This is a genomic window from Actinosynnema mirum DSM 43827, from assembly GCF_000023245.1.
Taxonomy (GTDB): Bacteria; Actinomycetota; Actinomycetes; order Mycobacteriales; family Pseudonocardiaceae; genus Actinosynnema; species Actinosynnema mirum.
Genome location: NC_013093.1, coordinates 5,328,397 through 5,347,560, shown reverse-complemented (window position 1 = coordinate 5,347,560; position 19,164 = coordinate 5,328,397). Strand labels below are relative to the sequence as shown.

At 76.3% G+C, this 19,164-nt stretch carries 12 protein-coding genes; 8 read left to right on the top strand and 4 right to left on the bottom strand.

All coding sequences use genetic code 11. From position 1 onward, the window contains the following. Positions 1-318: 318 nt before the first annotated feature. The 4 genes from AMIR_RS22435 to AMIR_RS22420 form a co-directional block, all read right to left on the bottom strand. Positions 319-561, bottom strand: coding sequence for a hypothetical protein (locus AMIR_RS22435; protein WP_041838179.1), 243 nt, complete (start codon positions 559-561; stop codon positions 319-321). 169 nt (positions 562-730) lie between these two features. After that, on the bottom strand, positions 731-2,599 hold the full coding sequence (locus AMIR_RS22430; protein ID WP_015803237.1) for an AMP-binding protein: 1,869 nt from the start codon (positions 2,597-2,599) through the stop codon (positions 731-733). Then, a complete protein-coding gene (locus AMIR_RS22425; protein ID WP_015803236.1) occupies positions 2,596-3,879 on the bottom strand; it encodes a condensation domain-containing protein in 1,284 nt (427 codons plus the stop codon). The genes AMIR_RS22430 and AMIR_RS22425 overlap by 4 nt, the downstream gene beginning before the upstream one ends. A 42-nt stretch (positions 3,880-3,921) precedes the next feature. Next, positions 3,922-4,416, bottom strand: coding sequence for an FBP domain-containing protein (locus tag AMIR_RS22420; protein ID WP_015803235.1), 495 nt, complete (start codon positions 4,414-4,416; stop codon positions 3,922-3,924). Between the two features lie 340 nt (positions 4,417-4,756). Between AMIR_RS22420 and AMIR_RS22415 the strand changes: the two genes are divergently transcribed. From AMIR_RS22415 to AMIR_RS22380, 8 genes are read left to right on the top strand one after another with little or no spacing between them, the layout of a single operon-like run. After that, on the top strand, positions 4,757-6,676 hold the full coding sequence (locus AMIR_RS22415; RefSeq protein WP_015803234.1) for a non-ribosomal peptide synthetase: 1,920 nt from the start codon (positions 4,757-4,759) through the stop codon (positions 6,674-6,676). Between the two features lie 13 nt (positions 6,677-6,689). Then, a complete protein-coding gene (locus AMIR_RS22410; protein ID WP_015803233.1) occupies positions 6,690-6,905 on the top strand; it encodes an MbtH family protein in 216 nt (71 codons plus the stop codon). Then, a complete protein-coding gene (locus AMIR_RS22405; protein ID WP_015803232.1) occupies positions 6,902-8,485 on the top strand; it encodes an argininosuccinate lyase in 1,584 nt (527 codons plus the stop codon). Before AMIR_RS22410 ends, AMIR_RS22405 begins: the two co-directional genes overlap by 4 nt. Continuing rightward, positions 8,482-10,752, top strand: coding sequence for a pyridoxal-phosphate dependent enzyme (locus AMIR_RS22400; protein ID WP_015803231.1), 2,271 nt, complete (start codon positions 8,482-8,484; stop codon positions 10,750-10,752). Before AMIR_RS22405 ends, AMIR_RS22400 begins: the two co-directional genes overlap by 4 nt. Then, on the top strand, positions 10,749-11,795 hold the full coding sequence (locus tag AMIR_RS22395) for a GntG family PLP-dependent aldolase (protein ID WP_015803230.1): 1,047 nt from the start codon (positions 10,749-10,751) through the stop codon (positions 11,793-11,795). Before AMIR_RS22400 ends, AMIR_RS22395 begins: the two co-directional genes overlap by 4 nt. After that, positions 11,792-17,470, top strand: a complete 5,679-nt coding sequence (locus tag AMIR_RS22390; protein WP_015803229.1) for a non-ribosomal peptide synthetase — start codon at positions 11,792-11,794, stop codon at positions 17,468-17,470. The genes AMIR_RS22395 and AMIR_RS22390 overlap by 4 nt, the downstream gene beginning before the upstream one ends. Further along, positions 17,467-18,471 carry a GHMP family kinase ATP-binding protein gene (locus tag AMIR_RS22385; protein WP_015803228.1) on the top strand — a complete coding sequence of 335 codons (1,005 nt, stop codon included), beginning with the start codon at positions 17,467-17,469 and terminating at the stop codon, positions 18,469-18,471. Before AMIR_RS22390 ends, AMIR_RS22385 begins: the two co-directional genes overlap by 4 nt. Beyond that, positions 18,471-19,163 (top strand): hypothetical protein, encoded by a 693-nt coding sequence (locus AMIR_RS22380; RefSeq protein ID WP_015803227.1) that lies wholly within the window; start codon positions 18,471-18,473, stop codon positions 19,161-19,163. Before AMIR_RS22385 ends, AMIR_RS22380 begins: the two co-directional genes overlap by 1 nt. The last annotated feature ends 1 nt before the right edge of the window (position 19,164 follow it).

Below are 19,164 nucleotides of genomic sequence, written 5' to 3'. Positions count from 1 at the left end.
CGCCTCGCTGTGCCGGTCCGACCGGGCCGTCCGGTTCTCGGCGAAGCGGAATGCTAGGGGTTCGGGGGCGGGAAAGCGGGGGTGGAAGCGTTGAGGAGAGAGGGTTGTCTCACTGGCTTGCGATGAACGGGAAACCCTGACCTGCCTGCGGTTTTGCGCTGCGGAGAACAGATTTCCGGCGAATTGGCAAACGCGACACGCGCGGGATCGGCGATCTCGACCGTTCGGTTCGGGATTGTGGGCGACGTCGAATTCCGCCCCGTCCCCCGTGCTCCTGGCCGCCCCGCGCGGAGGGGCGCGCGCGGGGCGGGCGGCTGATCACCCGTCGGGCTCGGCCAGTTCGGCGACCAGCCGCTTCGGGGCTCGGGCGCGCCACGCGTCGGTGAGCACCTCGCGCAGCTCCGGCTCGTCGATCGCGCCCAGCCGCACCAGCACGCCGTCCTGCTCGTGCAGGCGTGCGAACAGCTTGTCCGACACCCGCCAGCCCGGCGTGCCGTAGGACGCCCGCTCCACCACCCCCGGCAGCGCCAGCGCGATCCGCCGGACGTCCGCCCCGGTCACCGGCACAGCGCCCTCGGCTTCGGCCTCACCGGGCGCCCGTGGCGCACCACCGACACCCGCCGGTCGGTCGGCGCCGGGAACGCCAGGCCCCTGCTGCCCGCCCGGTGGTCGCTCGGACGTGCGCGCGGGCACGGCGCGCCCCCGCGGGACGAGACCGCCACGGCGGCGATCACACCGCGCGCCCCAGGTGCTCGGCCAGCGAGCGGGGGGTGGGGTGCTCGAAGACCTCCCGCACCGTCAGGCGGGTGGTGGTCCTGGCCGTCAGGCGGGAGATCAGGCGGATCGCCAGCAGGCTGTCGCCGCCCAGGTCGAAGTAGGACGAGTCCCCGGTGGCGTTCGCGGCCAGCACCTCGCGGTACACCGACGTCACCACCTCCAGCAGCGACGCGCCTTCCGCGTCCGGGTCCGAGTCCGGCGCGGACTCGGCGCCAGGCCCCGCGTCCGGCCCCGCGTCCGGCCCCGCGCCCGGCTCCGATCCCACGCCCGGCCTCGGCCCCGCCTCCGATCCCGCGCCCGCCTCCGATCCCGCGTCCGGCCCCGGTCCAGCCCCCGCCCCCACCTCCGCCCCGCCGTACAGCTCCCGCAGCGCCCCGACGTCCACCTTGCCCGTCGCGGTCAGCGGAAGGTCGGCTCGGGCGTGCACGTGGTGCGGGCGCAGGCTCTCCGGGAGCTTGGCCCGCAGCGCCTCGCGCAGCCCCTCCGGGGTCGCGGCGTCCCGCGCCGACGGGACGTACACGGCCACCAGCGACCGCCGCTCCCCGCCCACCGCGAACACCGCCGCCGTCGCCACGCCCGCGCACGACACCAGCGCCCGCTCCACCTCCGCGGGCTCCACGCGCACCCCGCGCACCTTCACCTGCCGGTCCGCCCTGCCCACGAACTCCAGACCCGCAGCGCCCACCCGCACCAGGTCGCCGGTCCGGTAGAGCCGGTCCCCGGCGCCGGGGGGGAAGCGGTCCGCCGTCAGCGCGGGCGCGTCCCGGTAGCCCCACGCCACCGACGGCCCGCCCACCAGGAGCTCGAAGACGCCCTCGCCCGCCGGGACCAGGACCTCCCTGATGTGCGGCAGGGCCCGGCCGATCGGCACCACGTCGTCGTCCTCCAGCGCCCGGCCGACGGCGCCGCCCAGGTCCGCCGCGTGCGTGACCATCACCGTCTCGGTCTGGCCGTAGGCGTTGACCAGCTCCGCGTCCACGTGCTCGCACCACCGGCGCACCGTGCGCGCCCGCGCCTCCTCGCCGCCGATCACCACCAGCCGCAGCGACGGCGGCAACCGCTCGCCCGTCGTCAGCACGTGATCGGCCAGCTCCGCCCACAGCGCCGTGGCCAGGTTGAGCACCGTCACCCCGCGCTCGGCCACCACGTCCAGCAGGGTCCGCGCCGAGGCCCGCTCCGTCCGGGAGTCGGTCACCACCGCCGCGCCGCCGAACAGCGTCGCGTAGATCTCCTCACCGGCGGTGTCCCAGATCAGCGGGGTCAGGTTCAGCACCCGGTCCGCCGGGGTGATCCCGTACCTGGCGCTCAGCGCCGTCCCCGCGGCCAGCACCGCGCGGTGCGGCACCAGCACGCCCTTCGGCCTGCCGGTGGAACCGGACGTGCGCAGCAGGTACGCCAGGTCCTCCGGGCCGGTGGTGGCGCGCGCCGTCCCGCGCAGCCCCTCGTACGCCAGGAACGGCGCCCCCAGGTCCACCCGCGCCGCGCCGCGCCCCAGCACGGCGACCGCCCCCGCCTCCGCCACGGCCTCGCGCAGCCGCTCCGGCGGGTCCCCCGGCGACAGCGGCAGGTACGCGCCGCCCGCCCGCAGCACGCCCAGCGCGCCCGCCACGGTCGTCCAGTGCCGCTCGGCGAGCACCGCCACCAGCGCGCCCCTGGGCACCGCCAGCCCACCGGCAACCCGGTCCAGCTCGGACAGCAGCTCGCGGAAGCTCAGCGCGCGGTCCCGGTCGAGCAGGGCGGGCGCGTCGGGGGTGGCCTCGGCGATCCGCGCCAGTTCGGCCGGGACGCTCACCGGGACCCCGCTCACCGGCGCCCCGCTCACCGGGACTCCTCCACGGCGCGGCGCAGCGAGGCCAGGTAGTCGTCGGCGAAGGCGGCGGCGCTGGCCGGGTCGAACAGGTCCGCGGCGTACTGGACGAAACCGACCAGCCCCGCCCCGTCCAGCGCCAGCTCCAGCTCCACGTCGAACTCGCTCGTGCCGCCGGGGGAGGGCAGCGGCTCGGCCGTCACGCCGGGCAGCCGCAAATCGTCCTCCGCGAAGTCCTGCACGGTGAACACCGCCTGGAACAGCGGGGTCCGCGACGGGTCGCGGGGCGGGGACACCGCCTCCACCACGTGCGAGAACGGCACGTCCCCGTCGTCGTAGGCGTCGAACGCCACCGACCGCACCCTGCGCAGCAGCTCCGGGAACGACGGCGCGCCCGACACGTCCACCCGCATCACCACCGTGTTGGTGAACAGCCCCACCATGGCCTCCTCCTCGGGCCCCTCCCGCCCGGACAGCGGCACCCCCACCGACAGGTCCTCCTGCCCGCCCCACCCGCGCAGGGCGGTGAGGAAGACCGCCAGCAGCACCATGAACAGGCTCGCGCCGTGCCGCCGCGCGCACTCCCGCGCCCGCTCCACCAGCTCCGGCCCCACCCGCAGCGGCACGTGCCCGCCCGCGGTCCCCCGCACGCGCGGGCGCGGCCGGTCGGTCGGCAGCTCCAGCGGCGGCGCGCCCGCCAGCCGCCGCCGCCACCGCAGCAGGGCCTCGGCGTCCGGCGGCCGGGTCAGCCTGCGCTCCACCACGTCGCTGTACCCCGCGCGCAGCGGGGGCGGTTCCAGCCCGCCGTAGAACGCCGCCAGGTCGGCGCACAGCACCGGCAGCGACAACCCGTCCGCGCAGATGTGGTGGAGCACGGCGGACAGGACGTGGTCCTCCGGGCCCAGGCGGACCAGCAGCACCCGGAACGGATCGCGCTCGGCCAACCTGAATGGTCGCGACCGGTGTTCCGCGATGTGCCGCTCCGTCTCGGCGGACAGTTCGCCCGCGCTTTTTGATTCGACCCGTTCGGCGTAGAAAGGCGCGGGGTTCAGCACGCGCTGTCGCGGCTCGTCGCCAATCAGGTCGATCCGCGAGCGCAAAGGTTCATGCCGGTGGACCAGTGCCGACAGCGCGCGGTCCAGGCGATCGGGGTCGAGCGGCCCGCGCAGGCGGTGCGTGAACGAGATGTGATAAACGGCGGACGGCCCGTTGAATTGCTCGGTGAACCAGATGCCCAGTGCGGCCGGGGGCAGCGGTGCGATTCGCTCGGTGGTCCGGACAGCCTCGTGCGCCACGCGCCCTCCAGCGGAAGTCCCGGTGATGCCCTGCGGGGCGGTCTACGCCTCCAGCACCCTGTCGACGAACAGGCCGATGTTGCCGAGCATCCGCGCGAGCCGCTCCTCCAGCGTCGCGCTCTCGCCCGGCTGCGGCACCGCGGGGCGGGCCTTGCCCCGCACGTAGGACGAGCAGCCCAGCTCAGCGCACGCGTAGGTGCCGACGGTGTTGCCGTTGCGCCCGCTGGCGCCCGCCTTCGGGGCCGCGAAGAGCACCACGTCCGACATGGCGTGCGTGGTCACGCAGAACGCGCACACCGACCTGCGCAGCGCGCCCGCCCGCGCCTTGTTGGCCCGCAGCGCGATCCCCACGAGCTCGTCGCCGCGCGGCAGCACGAGGTAGGCGTTGTTGACCGCGCGCGGATCGGTCCACCCCAGGAAATCCGTGCTCGCCCAGTCGGTCGACTCGAACCCCGGCGGCAGGCTGAGCTTTGTGGCCTCGCCCTTCGAGCAGTTCGCGAAACACTTCCGTATTTCTTCCGCCTGGGCCGGCCGCACCCCGATACCCCCGTAATTCCGGCATGACGTCGTGGCCAGTATGCATGACTTCCGGCGCGGGTCAAACACCCGGAAGGCGGGAAACGCGGTTACCCGAACGGATCGGGTCGCGCAAGGCTGCGCAAGGGTGGTTCGGGCGGACCCTTCGGTCGGCTATGCGATGATTGCGAGCCCGTCGGGCCCTGTGCTAGGAAGTTGTGGGATCGCAGGTGCCGGTGATCGGCACGGAAGGTGCTCTGGTTCGGGCGGTGCGGTCGACGTTTTTCCGCATTGGCCGAGTGCTGGTCGAATTCGCTGTTCTGAATCGTTGTTCTGAATCATTGTCGGTAATCGGGGTGGCGTGCCGCTGCCCGGCCTCGTCCTGTCGTGGTGGGGGACTGATGTGATCGATCCTGGGGAATGGGCCCGCGCCGGTTCGCCGTCGGCGGAGCGGGGGCTGCACCTGCTCGTGGCCGACCGCGTCGCCGACTGCGCCGACCGCCAGGCGCTCGTGCACGGCGACACCTGCCTCACCTACGCGGAGCTGGACGCCCGCGCCAACGGCCTGGCCCACCGCCTCGTCGCGGCGGGCGTGCGCGTGGACGACGTGGTGGGGCTGTGCGTCGACCGCTCCTTCGGCATGGTCGTGGGGCTGCTCGCGATCCTCAAGGCGGGCGGGGCGTACCTGCCGCTGGACCCGGAGCTCCCACCCGCCAGGATCGAGCGGATCACCACCGCGGCGAGCGCCCGCGCGTGCGTGGTCTCCGACCGGCACCGGGCCCTGCTGCCCGGCCACGTCACCGCGCTCGCCCCCGAGGCCGAACCCGCGCCCACCCCGCCCGACCGGCGCGCGGCGGGCCACAACCTCGTGTCGGTCTACTTCACCTCCGGCTCCACCGGCGTCCCCAAGGGCGTCGCGAGCAGCCACGGCGGCTGGGTCAACCGCATGGCCTGGTCGCAGCGCGCCCACCGGCTCGCGCCGGGGGACACCGTGCTGCACAAGACGACGCTGACGTTCGACGACGCCGCGCTGGAGCTGTTCTGGCCGCTGGCGGCGGGCGCGCGCGTCGCGCTGCTCGACCCCGGCGCGCACCGCGACCCGATCGCCGTCCTGGACGGCCTGCACCGCCACCGCTCGGTCTACCTCCAGGTCGTGCCCACCATGCTGGCCGCGCTGCTCGACGAGATCGCCCGCGACCGCGACCGCTGGGACCTGTCGGCGCTGCGCGACGTCACCTCCAGCGGCGAGGCGTTGCCCACCACCACCGTCCGGCGCTTCCTCGACCTGCTGCCGTCGACGCGGCTGCACAACACCTGGGGCGCCACCGAGGTCTCGATCGACTCCACCAACCACACCTGCGGCCCGGCGGACGCCGAGGACACCGGGGCCACGTCGGTGGGCCTGCCCATGACGGGCAACCACGTGCGCGTCCTGGACGCCGAGCTGCGCGAGGTCCCCCTCGGCGAGGTCGGCGACCTGCACATCTCCGGCGTCGGCCTGGCCAGGGGCTACCTCGGCGACCCGGCGGCCACGGCGGCGGCGTTCGGCCCCGACCCGTTCGAGCCCGGCGGGCGCCTCTACCGCACCGGCGACCGGGGCTACCGCCGCCCGGACGGGGCGGTGAAGTTCGTCGGCCGCGACGACCACCAGGTCAAGATCCGGGGGATGCGGGTCGAGCTGGGCGAGGTGGAGGCCGCGCTGCGCCGCTCGCCGCTGGTGCGCGACGCGGCCGTCCTGCTGCGCCGCCTCGGCGAGGCCGACCAGCTCGTCGGCTACGTGACGCCCGCCGACGCCCAGGACCCTCCCCGGCCCGAGCCGCTGCGCGACGCGCTCGCCGACTGGCTGCCCGCGCACATGGTGCCCTCGCGGGTCGTCGTGCTCGACGTGTTCCCGCTCAACGCCAACGGCAAGGTCGACCGCGCCCGCCTGCCCGAGCCAAGCCTCCCGGCGGACGTGGACGGCGCGGACGACGCGGGCTTCACCCCGCCCAGCGGCCCCGCCCAGGAGGCCATCGCCGCCATGTGGCGCGAGCTGCTGGGCGTGCCGCGCGTCGGCGCGGACGACGACTTCTTCGACCTCGGCGGGCACTCGCTGCTGGCCACCCGGTTCACCGCGCGCGTGCGCCACCGCTTCGACGTGGAGCTCCCGGTCCGCGTCGTGTTCGACCGGCCCGTGGTCGCCGAGCTGGCCGAGGAGGTCGAGGCCCTGCTCGCCGCCAAGATCCAGGACATGTCCGACGACCAGGTCCGGGCGCTGCTCGGCGACCGGTCCACCCGGTGAGGAGCGAGGGGCGATGGGCGAGCACGACGACGACACCCGGCGCTACGCGGTGGTGCTCAACGACGAGGAGCAGCACTCGGTCTGGCCCGCGGACCGGGACGTGCCCGCCGGGTGGCGGGCCGAGGGCTTCACGGGGACCAGGGCCGAGTGCCTCGCGCGCGTCGCCGAGGTGTGGACGGACATGCGCCCGCTGAGCCTGCGCGCGCGGATGGCGGAGGACCCGGCGTGACCGCCCTGACCGGCAGGCTCTCCGCCGCACCGTCGACCCTGCTCGACGCCGAGGTGCTGCGCCCCCAGTTCGAGCACGAGGTCCGCCGCCTGCTGCCCCACTACGTCGCGGTGGAGCGGGTGCTGGCGCTGGAGTACCGGCGCATGGGCCTGCTCACCGAGGAGCAGGCCGCCGACGTGCTGGGCCTGCTCGCGCGGGTGCGCCCCGACGAGCTGGCGGCGGACCCGGAGGCGAACCTGTCCGACATCGCCTTCGCCCTGGAGCGCCACGTGGAGCGCGGCGCGGCGCGGCCGGTCCCGAACTGGCACGTCGACCGCAGCCGCAACGACCTCCAGGCGTGCGCGCAGCTCATGGCCGCCCGCGACCGGCTCGCCGCGCTGGCGGGGCAGGTGCTGGGCATGGCCGCCGCCGCGCGCCGGGTCGCCGCCCGCCACCTGGACACCCCGATGCCCGGCTGCACCCACTACCAGGCCGCGCAGGTCACCACGCCCGGCTTCCACCTGGCCGCGCTGGGCGAGCGGCTCCTGCACACCTCGCGCCGCCTGCTCGCCACCTTCGACGGCACCGACGCCTGCCCGCTGGGCGCGGGCGCGCTGACGGGCCAGCACCTGCCGTGGGACCGGGAGCGCATGGCCGCGCTGCTCGGCTTCACCCGACCCGGCGGCAGCGCGCTGACCGACGTCGCCTCCCGCGCCTTCGTCGCCGAGATCACCGCCGAGCTGTCGCTGTTCGGCATCACCGCCAGCCGCTTCGCCACCGACCTCATCACGTGGGCGGGCGCGGGCCACGGGTTCGTGGACCTGCCCGACGAGCTGTCCGGCATCTCCTCGGCCATGCCGCAGAAGAAGAACTTCCCCGTGCTGGAGCGCATCCGGGGCCGCACCGCCCACCTCACCTCGTGCCACGTCGACGTGGCGCTCGCGCAGCGCGGCACCCCGTACACCAACCTCGTCGAGGTCTCCAAGGAGGCGGGCGCCCAGTTCCACGACGCGCTGGACACCGCGGGCTCGGTGGTGCGGCTGTTCACCGCCGTGCTCGACGGCCTGGTGTTCCGCGCCGACCGGATGCGCGCGGCGTGCGAGCGCGAGTACCTGGGCGGGTTCGCCCTGGCCACCCTGCTGACGCTGCGCGCGGGCGTGCCGTGGCGGCGCGCCCAGGTGCTCGCCGGGCGCTACGTCGTGGCCGCGCTGGAGCGGGGCCTGCCGCCGACCCGGCCGGACGGCGACCTGCTGGCCGCCGTCGCCGAGGCCGACGGCGTCACCGCGCCCTCGCCCGGCGCGCTGCTGGCGGAGGCGTTCGACGTGGACGCGAGCCTGCGCGCGACGCGCACCACCGGCTCCGCCCACCCCGACGAGGTCGCGGCGCAGCTGCGCGCCCAGGACGGGGAGCACGCCGAGCTGGAGCGGCTCTGGGCGCCGCGCCGCGCCCGGCTCGCCCGCGCCCTGGACACCGGGGCGTCGGGTACCGGGGCGCTGGACACCGGGGCGTCGGGTACCGGGGCGCTGGACACCGGGGCGTCGGGCACCAGGACGTCGGACGTCCGGGCGCTGGACACCGGGGCGCGGGAGTCGCGGACATGATCTTCGACGGCATCACCGACGCGATCGGCCACACCCCGCTGGTCCGGCTGCGCGTCCCGGCCGCTCCCGGCGTCGAGGTCTACGCCAAGCTGGAGCTGCAGAACCTGTTCGGCATGAAGGACCGCGTCGCGGCCACCATCATCACCGAGGCCAGGCGCACCGGCGCGCTCGTCGAGGGCGCGCACATCGTGGAGAGCTCCTCGGGCACGATGGCGCTGGGCGTCGCGCTCGTCGGCACCGCCCTCGGGCACCCGGTGCACATCGTCACCGACCCGCGCGTGGACCGGATGACCCTGGCCAAGCTGCGCGCCCTCGGCTGCGCGGTGCACGTCGTCGACGCCATGACCTCCCACGGCTGGCAGAGCGCGCGCCTGGAACGCCTGGAGCGGCTGATGGCCGAGCTGCCCGGCGCGTTCTGGCCGCAGCAGTACAGCAACCCCGACAACCCGGCCGCCTACCGCAGGCTCGCCGAGGAGGTCCTGCGCGACCTCGGGCACGTCGACGTGCTCGTCGGCTCGGTCGGCAGCGGCGGATCGCTGTGCGGGTCGTCGCGGGCGCTGCGCGAGAGCCTGCCCGGCCTGCTCGTGCTGGGCGTGGACTGCGTGGGCAGCGCCCTGTTCGACCAGCCCGACGAGCCCAGGCGGTTGCAGAGCGGCCTCGGCAACAGCCTGCTGCCCAAGAACCTCGACCGCACCCTCGTCGACGAGGTGCACTGGCTCAACGACCACGAGGCGTTCGCCGCGACCCGCGCCCTGGCCGCCGAGCAGCAGATCTTCGCGGGCAACACCTCCGGCTCGGTGTACCGCGTGCTCACCGACGTCGCCGCCCGCTCCGCGCCGGGCACCCGCGTCGTCGGCATCTTCCCCGACCGGGGCGACCGCTACGCCGACACCGTCTACAGCGACGAGTTCTGGGCCTCCTCCGGGCTGACCGCCCTGCCGGTGGCGAGCGCCCCGGAACCGGTGGACTACGGCACGACCGTCACCGGGTGGTCCCGCGCGGCCAACAAGTCCGGCGCGGACGTGCAGCGCCACCTGCTGTTCGTCGAGGCCAACACCACCGGCACCGGCGTGCTCGCCCTGGGCCTCGCCGGGGAGCTCGGCCTCACCCCCGTCCTGCTCACCGGGGACCCCTCCCGCTACGCCGGTCTCGCCGGGAGCGGCGCCGAGGTGCTGGAGTGCGACACGAACTCCGCCGCCGCCCTGCGCGCCGCCGTCCAGGACCGGTTCCGCCGCGAGGAGGTGGCGGGCGTGAGCACCACCAGCGACTTCTACACCCCGGCGGCGGCGGACCTGGCCGCGTGGCTGGGGCTGCCCCGCAACCCGGTGGACGCGGTCCTCACCTGCCGCGACAAGTCGCTGCTGCGCGCGCGCCTGACCGGGGCCGGGGTGCGCCAGCCGGGGCACGTGGTGCTGCGCGAGCCGGTGACCGGGGACGACGCGGCGCGCGCCGTCGCGGCCGTCGGGCTGCCGTGCGTGGTGAAACCGGTCGACGACTCCGGCTCCAACGCCGTGCTGCTGCGCCACGACGCCGACGAGGTCCTCGCCCACGCGCGCCGCGTGCTCGCGGTGCGCGCGAACGTGCGCGGCCTGCCCACCGCCCGCTCGGTCCTGGTGGAGCAGTTCCTGCCCGGCGAGGAGTTCAGCGTCGAGCTGTTCGGCTGGGCCGGCGAGACCCACCTGGTGGGCGTGACCCGCAAGTCCGTGACGCCCGGCCCGCACTTCGTGGAGACCCGGCACCTGTTCCCCGCGCCGCTGGACCCCGCGCTCGCCGACGAGGTCGTCGCCGTGGCCCGCCGCGCCGTCGAGGCCGCAGGGATGCGCCTGGGCGCCACGCACACCGAGGTGCGGCTCACCGCCGACGGCCCCGCGGTCGTGGAGGTCAACCCGCGCCTGGCGGGCGGCATGATCCCCGAACTGGTCCGGCTGGCCACGGGCGTGGAGCTGCTGGCCCAGCAGGTGCGCGCCGCCGCCGGGCTGCGCCCCGACCTCACCCCGTCGCGCGCGGCCCACGCGGGCATCGTGTTCCTGACCGCGCCGCGCGCCGGCGTCCTGGCCGAGGTCACCGGGGTCGAGGCCGCGCGCGCCGTGCCCGGCGTGGAGCGGGTCCTGGTCACCGCCGCGCCCGGCGCCGCCGTGCGCCCTCCCGAGAACGCCTACGACCGCCTCGGCCACGTCATCGCCCTCGGCGAGACGCCCGCCGAGGTCGACGCCGCCCTGACCGCCGCCCACGACGCCGTGGGCATCCGCATGGAGGCCGGACAGTGATCGAGCTGCGCAGCGACACGTTCACCCTGCCCACGCCCCGGATGCGCGAGGCGATGGCGTCCGCCCCGCTCGGGGACGACGTGTACGGCGAGGACCCGACCGTGCGCGAGCTGGAGGAGCTGGCCGCGCACGTCTGCGGCAAGCAGGCCGCGTGCCTGATGCCCAGCGGCACGATGGCCAACCTGGCCGCGGTGCTGGCCCACGCCGGGCGCGGCGAGAAGGTCCTGGTCGGCGACGAGAGCGACCTGCACGTCTACGAGGCGGCGGGCCCTTCGGTGCTCGGCGGCGTCGCGGTGGAGCCGGTGCCCACCCGGCCCGACGGCACGCTCGCGCTGGACGACCTCGCCAGGGGCTTCCCCGACGACCCGGACGACCCGCAGTTCGCCCTGCCCGCCCTGCTGTGCCTGGAGAACACGCACAACCGGTGCGGCGGGAAGGTCCTGCCCCCGGACTACCCGGCGGCCGTGCGGCGCTTCGCCGACGAGCGGGGCGTCGCCGTGCACCTGGACGGGGCGCGGGTGTTCAACGCCTCCGTCGCCTCCGGCGTGCCCGTCGCGGACCTCGCCGCGCACGCCGACTCGCTCCAGTTCTGCCTGTCCAAGGGCCTCGGCGCGCCCATCGGGTCCATCACGGCGGGCAGTGCCGCGTTCATCACCAAAGTGCGCAGGCTGCGCAAGCTGCTGGGCGGGGGGATGCGCCAGGCCGGGGTGATCGCCGCCGCCGGGATCGTCGCCATCGAGGAGGCCGGGCGGCTGGCCGTCGACCACGAGCACGCCAGGCTCCTCGCGAAGGGGCTGGCCGGGATCGACGGCGTGGAGCTGGCCGACCCCGACGTGCCCACCAACATGGTGTTCTTCCGCGTCACCGACGAGCGGTTCACCCACCGGGCGTTCGTCGACTCGGCCGCCGCCAAGGGGGTCGCCCTCGCCGAGCTGGGGCACGGCCGCATCCGCGCGGTCACCCACTCCGGCGTCACCCGCGCCGACGTGGAGAACGCCGTCGCCGTCGTCGCCGACGTGCTGCGCGAGGGGCCCCGGTCGTGACCGCCGGCGCGGGCGTCTACCTGTTCCCCGCCTCGCGCGCCCAGCACCAGCTGTTCTTCGTGCAGCAGGTGCTGGGCGACGAGCCGACCTACCACGTGCCGCTGTGCCACCGGCTCGACGGACCGCTCGACGTGGCCGCGCTGCGCCGCGCCGTCGCCCACGTCGTCGGCAGGCACGAGGCGCTGCGCACCCGCTTCGCGCTTGACGGCGGCGCGCTCCTGCAGGTCGTGGACCCCGAGGCGGAGGTGGAGCTGGAGGTCACCGCCGACGGCGACTTCGCGCGGTGGGCCAGGCGGGAGGCGGAGCGGCCGTTCGACCTGGAGCGCGGGCCGCTGTTCCGGGCCGCGCTGCACACCGGCGAGCCCGCGCTGCTGCTCACCGCGCACCACGTCGTGTGCGACGGCTGGTCGGCGGGCGTCGTCCTGGACGAGGTCGTCGCCGCGTACGGCGCCTACGCGACCGGCGGCGAGCCCGACCTGCCCGAGCCGGGGTTCCAGTACGCCGACTACGCGGACTGGCAGGAGCGGTGGCTGGCCGGTCCCGCCGCCGCCCGCCAGGTCGAGCACTGGCGCGAGGCGCTGGCCGCGCCCCTGCCCGTGCTGCCGGTCGGGAGCACCGGCGCGCCCGCCAGGTCCGGCGCGAACCACCCGGTGGAGCTGCCCGCCGACGCCGTGCCGAGGCTGCGCGCGCTCGCGGCGGAGTCCGGCGCGTCGTTCTTCGTGGTGCTGCTGACCGCGTTCACCGCCGTGCTGCGCGAGGTCACCGGCTCGGACGACGTCGTGGTCGGCACGGTCTCGGCCAACCGCGCCAGGGGCGAGTTCGACGGCACGGTCGGCTACCTGGTCAACACCCTGGCCGTGCGCACCCGCCTGCCCGGCCCGGCGACCTTCCGGGAGCTGCTGCGCCGGGTGCGGGAGAGCGCGCTGGGCGCGCAGGCCAACCAGGACCTGCCGTTCGACCTGGTCGTGGAGCACGTGAAGCCGCCGCGCGCACCCGACCGGCACCCGGTGTTCCAGGCGCTGCTGACCTACAACGAGCTGCGCGGCGGCGCGCGCCAGGCCGCCGGTCTGCGGCTCACCCCGGTGCTGCTGGACGGCGGCACCGCGAAGTTCCCGCTCTCGCTGGAGTTCAACGAGACCGACGGCGGGCTGGAGGCGAACGTCGAGTACCGGGCCGACCTGTTCGACGCCGCCCACGTCGCGGACCTGGCCGAGCGGCTGCGCGCCGTGCTGCGCGCCGCCGCCGACGACCCCGACCACCTCCTGGCCTCCGCCGCGCCGGACGGGGAGGCCGCACCGGACGGGGAGGCCGCGCCGGACGGGGAGACCCCCTACGCCCCGCCCACCACCGACGTGGAGCGGGTCCTGGCCGAGGTCTGGGCGCGGGCGCTGGGCCTGGAACGGGTGGGGATCGACGACAACTACTTCGAGCTGGGCGGCGACTCGATCCGCAGCGTGCAGCTGCTCGGGCTGGCCCGCGAGCGCGGCCTGGCCGTCCGGATCACCGACCTGGTGCTGCTCCAGACCATCCGCGAGCTCGCCCCGCTGGTCACCGCCGCCGCGCCGGTCCGCGAGAGCGCGCGCCTGGACCTGCTGGCCGAGTCGGACCGGGAGCTGGTCGGCGCGGACCTCGTCGACGCCTACCCGCTGTCGGCGCTCCAGGCCGGGATGCTCTACCACAGCCAGGCCGCCGACTCCGAGCAGATCTACCACGACGTCGCCACCTACCACCTGCGCGCCGAGCACTCCGAGGACGCCTGGCGCCGCGCCGTGGAGACCGTCCTGGCGCGGCACGAGGTGCTGCGCACCTCGTTCGAGGTCACCGGGTTCACCGAGCCGGTGCAGCTCGTGCACGCCGCCGTGCCCGCCCCGCTGACGTTCGAGGACCTGCGCGGCCTTCCCGCCGGGGCCGTCGAGGCGGCGGTGGCCGCCCGCTTCGCCCTGGAGCGCGCCCGCCCCTTCGACTGGGGCGCCCCGCCCCTGATCCGCTTCCACGTGCAGCGCCGCGCCGACGACGAGGCGCAGCTGTGGATCGTCGAGCACCACGCGATCCTGGACGGCTGGAGCGGCCGGTCGCTGTTCGCCGAGCTGCTCAACGCCTACGCCGCCCACCTCGGCCACCCCGCGCTCGTCCCGCCGCCGCCACGCGCCCGCTTCCGCTCCCTCATCGCCCTGGAGCGCGCCGCGCTGGCCGACCCGGCGCAGCGCGCCTTCTGGACCGACCTGCTCGACGGCGCCCGGGGCGGCGCGCTGCCGCTGGGCGGGCCCGCGCGCGGCGCGCCGGACATGGCGATGACCGAGGGCGACCTGCCCGCCGACCTCGCGCCCGGCCTGCTGGCGCTGGCCACCCGGCTCAGGGTCCCGGTGCGGGTGGTGCTGCTGGCCGCGCACCTGAGGGTCCTCGCGCTGCTCTCCGGCGACGACGACGTGCTGACCGGCGTGGTCTACAACGGGCGCGGCGAGGAACCCGACGCCGACCGGGTGCTCGGCCTGTTCCTCAACACCGTCCCGTTCCGCCTGGACGTCGGCGACGGCACGTGGGCCGACCTGGTGCGCCGGGTCGCGGCGCTGGACGTCGCCGCGCAGCCCCACCGCCGGTTCCCGCTGGCCGAGCTGCAGCGCGCGCGCGGACACGCGCCCCTGGTCGAGACGTTCTTCAACTACACCCACTTCCACGTCTCGCGCGGCGGCCCCGACGAGTCGGTGGTGGCCCTGCTGGACGAGGACAGCGTGGTGCCGACGAACTTCCCGCTCGGCGCGGAGTTCGCCCGCGACGCCGACACCGGCGCGTTCGCGCTGGGCCTGCGCCACGACCGCACCCGGTTCACCGACGAGCAGGTCGCCCGCGTGCGCGGCTACTACGAGAACGCGCTGCGCCTGCTCGCGACCGACCCGGACTCCTCCCACGCCGACGCCGACCTGCTCCCGCCCGCCGAGCGCGCCGACCTGGCGGCCTGGAACGACACCGGCAAGCGCTATCCGGGCCCGCACCTGCTGCACCACCTGGTCGACCGCTCCCACCCGGACGCCCCCGCCCTGCGCTTCGCCGGGCGCACCGTGACCTACCGGGAGTTCGACGCGCGCGCCGACGCCCTCGCGCACCGGCTCGTCGCGCTCGGCGTCGGTCCCGGCCGGATCGTCGCGGTCAGCGCCCAGCGCTCGGTGGAGCTGGTGCTGGCGCTGCACGCGGTGCTGCGGGCGGGCGGGGCGTACCTGCCGCTGGACCCGGACCTGCCCGCCGCGCGCGTCGCGGAGATGCTGGCCGACGCCGCACCGGTGCTCGTGCTGGCCGACCACGACCTGCCCGGCGCGGTCCGCCTGGAACCCGCCGACGGACCCCTGGACGGACCAGGCGGGCCGGGCGGACCGCCGGACGTCGTGGTGACCCCGGCCGACCCGGCCTACGTCATCTTCACCTCCGGGTCCACCGGCCGCCCCAAGGGCGTCGTCGTGCCGCACCGCGCCATCGCCAACCGGCTGCTGTGGATGCAGGACGCCTACCCGATCGGCCGGGACGACCGGGTGGCGCAGAAGACGCCGTTCTCGTTCGACGTGTCGGTGTGGGAGCTGTTCTGGCCCTTCAGCGCGGGCGCCTGCCTGGTCGTCGCCGCGCCGGGCGGGCACCGCGACCCCGCCTACCTGGCCGGGCTGCTGCGCGCCGAGGCCGTCACGGTCGCGCACTTCGTGCCGCCGGTGCTGCGCGCCTTCCTCGACGAGGCGCCCGACTGCCCGGCGCTGCGCCTGGTCTTCGCCAGCGGCGAGGCGCTGCCGCACGAGCTCCAGCAGCGCTTCCTGGCCGCGCTGCCCGCCACCCTGGTCAACCTCTACGGCCCCACCGAGGCGGCGGTCGACGTCAGCCACTGGCGGTGCCACGACGACGGCCGCGCGGTCGTGCCCATCGGGCGGCCCATCGCCAACACGACCCTGCACGTCCTGGACGCCCGCCGCCGCACCGTCCCGGTGGGGGTGCCCGGCGAGCTGCACATCGGCGGCGTCTGCCTGGCCGACGGCTACGTCGGCCGCCCCGACCTGACCGCCGAGCGCTTCGCCGACGGCCGCTACCGCACCGGCGACCTCGTCCGGCGGCTGCCCGGCGGCGAGCTGGAGTACCTGGGGCGCCTGGACGACCAGGTCAAGGTCGGGGGCGTGCGGGTCGAGCTGGGCGAGGTCGAGTCGGTGCTCGGCGAGCACGTGCCGGAGTGCGCCGTGGTCGCGCTCGACGGGGCGCTCGTCGCGCTGGTGGTCGGCGACGCCGACCACGCGGACCTGCGCGCCCGCCTGCTCACCCGGCTGCCGGCCCACGCGGTGCCGGGCGTCTGGCGCACCGTCGACGCGATCCCGCTGTCCCGCAACGGGAAGCGCGACCGCGCCGCGCTCGCCGCGCTCGCCTCGGCCCCCGCCGCCGCCCCGGTTGGCGGCAGGGCCGCGCCGCGCACCGACGCCGAGCGCGCGCTGCTGCGCCTGTGGCGGGAGGCGCTGGGCGCCGAGGACGTCGGCGTGCTCGACACCCTCGCCGACCTGGGCGGCCACTCGGTCACCGCGCTGCGGCTGCTCGCCGCCGTGCGCCGCGAGTTCGGCAGGGCGCTGCCGGTGGGCGACCTCCTCGACGGCGGCACGGTGCGCTCCCTGGCGGCCCTGCTCGCCCCGCGCGAGGGGAGCGCCGGGCACACCGACGCGCCCAGGCTGCGCGAGCTCCGCGCGGGCGACGGCGTCCCGCTCGTCCTGGTGCACCCGGCGGGCGGCACCGTGCGCCCGTACCGCGACCTCGTGGCCGCGCTCGGCGGGGGTGTGGTTGGCGGGGGTGTGGTTGGTGGGGATGTGGTTGGCGGGGCTGCGCCGGAGGGCCTCGCGGCCGGTGGGACTGCGCACGGCGGGGTTGCGCCCGGTGGTCCTGTGGCCGGTGGTCCCGCGCCCGGTGGGGCCGAGCTGGAGGGTCTCGTGCCCGGCGTTCCTGTGCTCGACGGTCCTGCGCTCGGTGGTGGCTCCGCGCCCGGCGGTCTCGTGCCCGGTGGTCCCGCGCTCGGTGGTCCCGCCCCCGGCGGCCCCGTGCCGAACGCCCCGGTGCTCGACGCCTGCGCGCCCGGCCTCCCCGCTCTCGACGCGTCAGGCCCCACATCCGGCGCCCCCACCCCCGAGCCCCCCGCCTTCACCGGCCCCGTGCTGGGCGTCTCCGCCGCCGCCGAGCCCGCGCCCGACGTGGCCGCCCTCGCGGCCCAGTACCTCGACCTGCTCGCCGACGTGCCCCGCTTCCACCTGGTGGGCTGGTCCTTCGGGGCGGTCGTCGCGCACGAGATGGCCGTGCGCGCCCCCGAGCGGGTCGGGGCGCTCGTCCTGGTCGACCCGGCCTTCCCCGGCGACCACGACCCCGACGACCTCGACGCCTCCGCCGCGCTGCGCGCCGAGCTGGGCGAGGCCGCCGAGAGCGAGCTGCTGCCGGTGCTGGAGTCCAACGTCCGGGCGCACGCCGCGCACCGGCCGGGCCGCTACCGGGGCGCGGCCGTGTTCGTGCAGGGCGAGGAGAACCGCGCGCACGGGACCGCCGCGCGCTGGGCGGACGTCGTCGACGGCCCGTTCCGGGCGCACGACGTGCCCGCCGGGCACTTCGACCTGGTGCGCCGCCCGCACGTCGACGCGCTCGCCGCCCTGGTGCGCGACGCGCTGGGGACAGCGCGGTGACCGGGCCGACGACCGGGCCGACGACAGGGCCGCCGGCCGCGCCGCCGGCCGCGCCGCCGTCCGGGCCGCCGACCGCGCCGACCACCGCGCCGACCACCGGGCCGGGGACCGGGCAGGGCCGCGCCTGCGGCACCTTCGGCGAGCTGCTCCAGGGCGTGCTCCCGGTGGAGGAGCGGGACTTCCTCGTCACCCTGCCCATCGCCGAGTTCTCCACCGCCCGCTTCGAGCTGACCGGCGAGCACGAGCCGGTGGTGGTCACCCCGCCCACCAAGGAGAAGTCCCGCAGGCTCGTGGAGCGGATGCTCGCCGCGCACGGCCACCCCGGCGGCGGGCGGCTGGAGCTGACCGGCCGCCTCCCCGAGGGCAAGGGCCTCGCCAGCTCCTCGGCCGACCTGGTCGCCACCGCCCGCGCGGTCGCCTCCGCGCTGCGCCAACCGGTCGACGCCACCGCCATCGAGACCTTCCTGCGGCACATCGAGCCCACCGACGGCGTCATGCACGAGGGCATCGTCGCCTACTACCACCGCGAGGTGCGGCTGCGCGAGCGGCTGGGCTGCCTGCCCGCGCTCACCATCGTCGCGGTCGACGAGGGCGGCCAGGTCGACACCGTGCGGCACAACCGCATCCCCAAGCCCTACAGCGCGCGCGACCGGCAGGAGTACGCCGAGCTGCTCGACGTGCTCACCGACGCGGTCCGCACGCACGACCTCGCCGCCGTGGGCGCGGTGTCCACCCGCAGCGCCGAGCTGAGCACGAAGGTGCGGCCCCGGCCGCTGCTGGAGCGCCTGCTCCAGATCCGCCGCGAGGCCGACGCGCTGGGCCTGGTGCTCGCGCACAGCGGCACCGTCATCGGCGTGCTGATCGCCGGGGGCGACCCGGCGCGCGAGGACAAGGAGCGGTTCGTGCGCGAGGAGTGCCTCGCCCTGTCCTCGGCGGTGTCGACCCACACCTCGCTGTGCGCGGCCACCACCGCCTGCCTGCCCAGGGAGGTGCGCGCCTGATGGAGGTCCGCGTCCCCGCCCGCTTCAACGGCCCGCCCGGCTCCGCCCAGGGCGGCTGGGTGTGCGGCCTGCTCGCCCGCCTCGCCGCCCCCGAGGGCGCCGTGGTGACCCTGCTGTCCCCGCCGCCGCTGGAGACGCCCCTGCTGCTGGAGACCGGGCCGCGCCGCGCCGTGCTGCGGCTGGGCGAGGAGGTCGTGGCCACCGTGGCCGCCACCACCTCGGTGCCGCCCGCCGTCGACCCGGTCCCGCCCGAGGTCGCGGCGGCGGCCGAGGACGGCTTCCCCGGCGCGGGCGGTCACGCGGGCGGCCACCCGTTCCCCACCTGCTTCGCGTGCGGGCCGGACCGGGCCGACGGCCTGCGCCTGCGTCCCGGACCGGTCCCCGGCCGCCCCGGCGACGCCGCCTGCCGCTGGACGCCGGGCCGGGAGACCGACGACGAGGTCCTGTGGGCCGTCCTGGACTGCCCCGGCGGCTGGACGGGCGACCCGCGCGCCGACCCCGCCGTGCTCACCCGCATGACCGCCCGGCTCCTCGCGCCGCCGGTCCCCGGCGCGCCGCACGTCGTGGTGGCGCGCGCGGCGGGCCGCACCGGCCGCACGGCCGTGAAACTGACCAGTGTCTACGGCCCCGGTGGCGACCTGGTCGCCACCGCGTCGGCCCGGTGGACCGCCCTCGACGCTGAAGGGCTGTGAC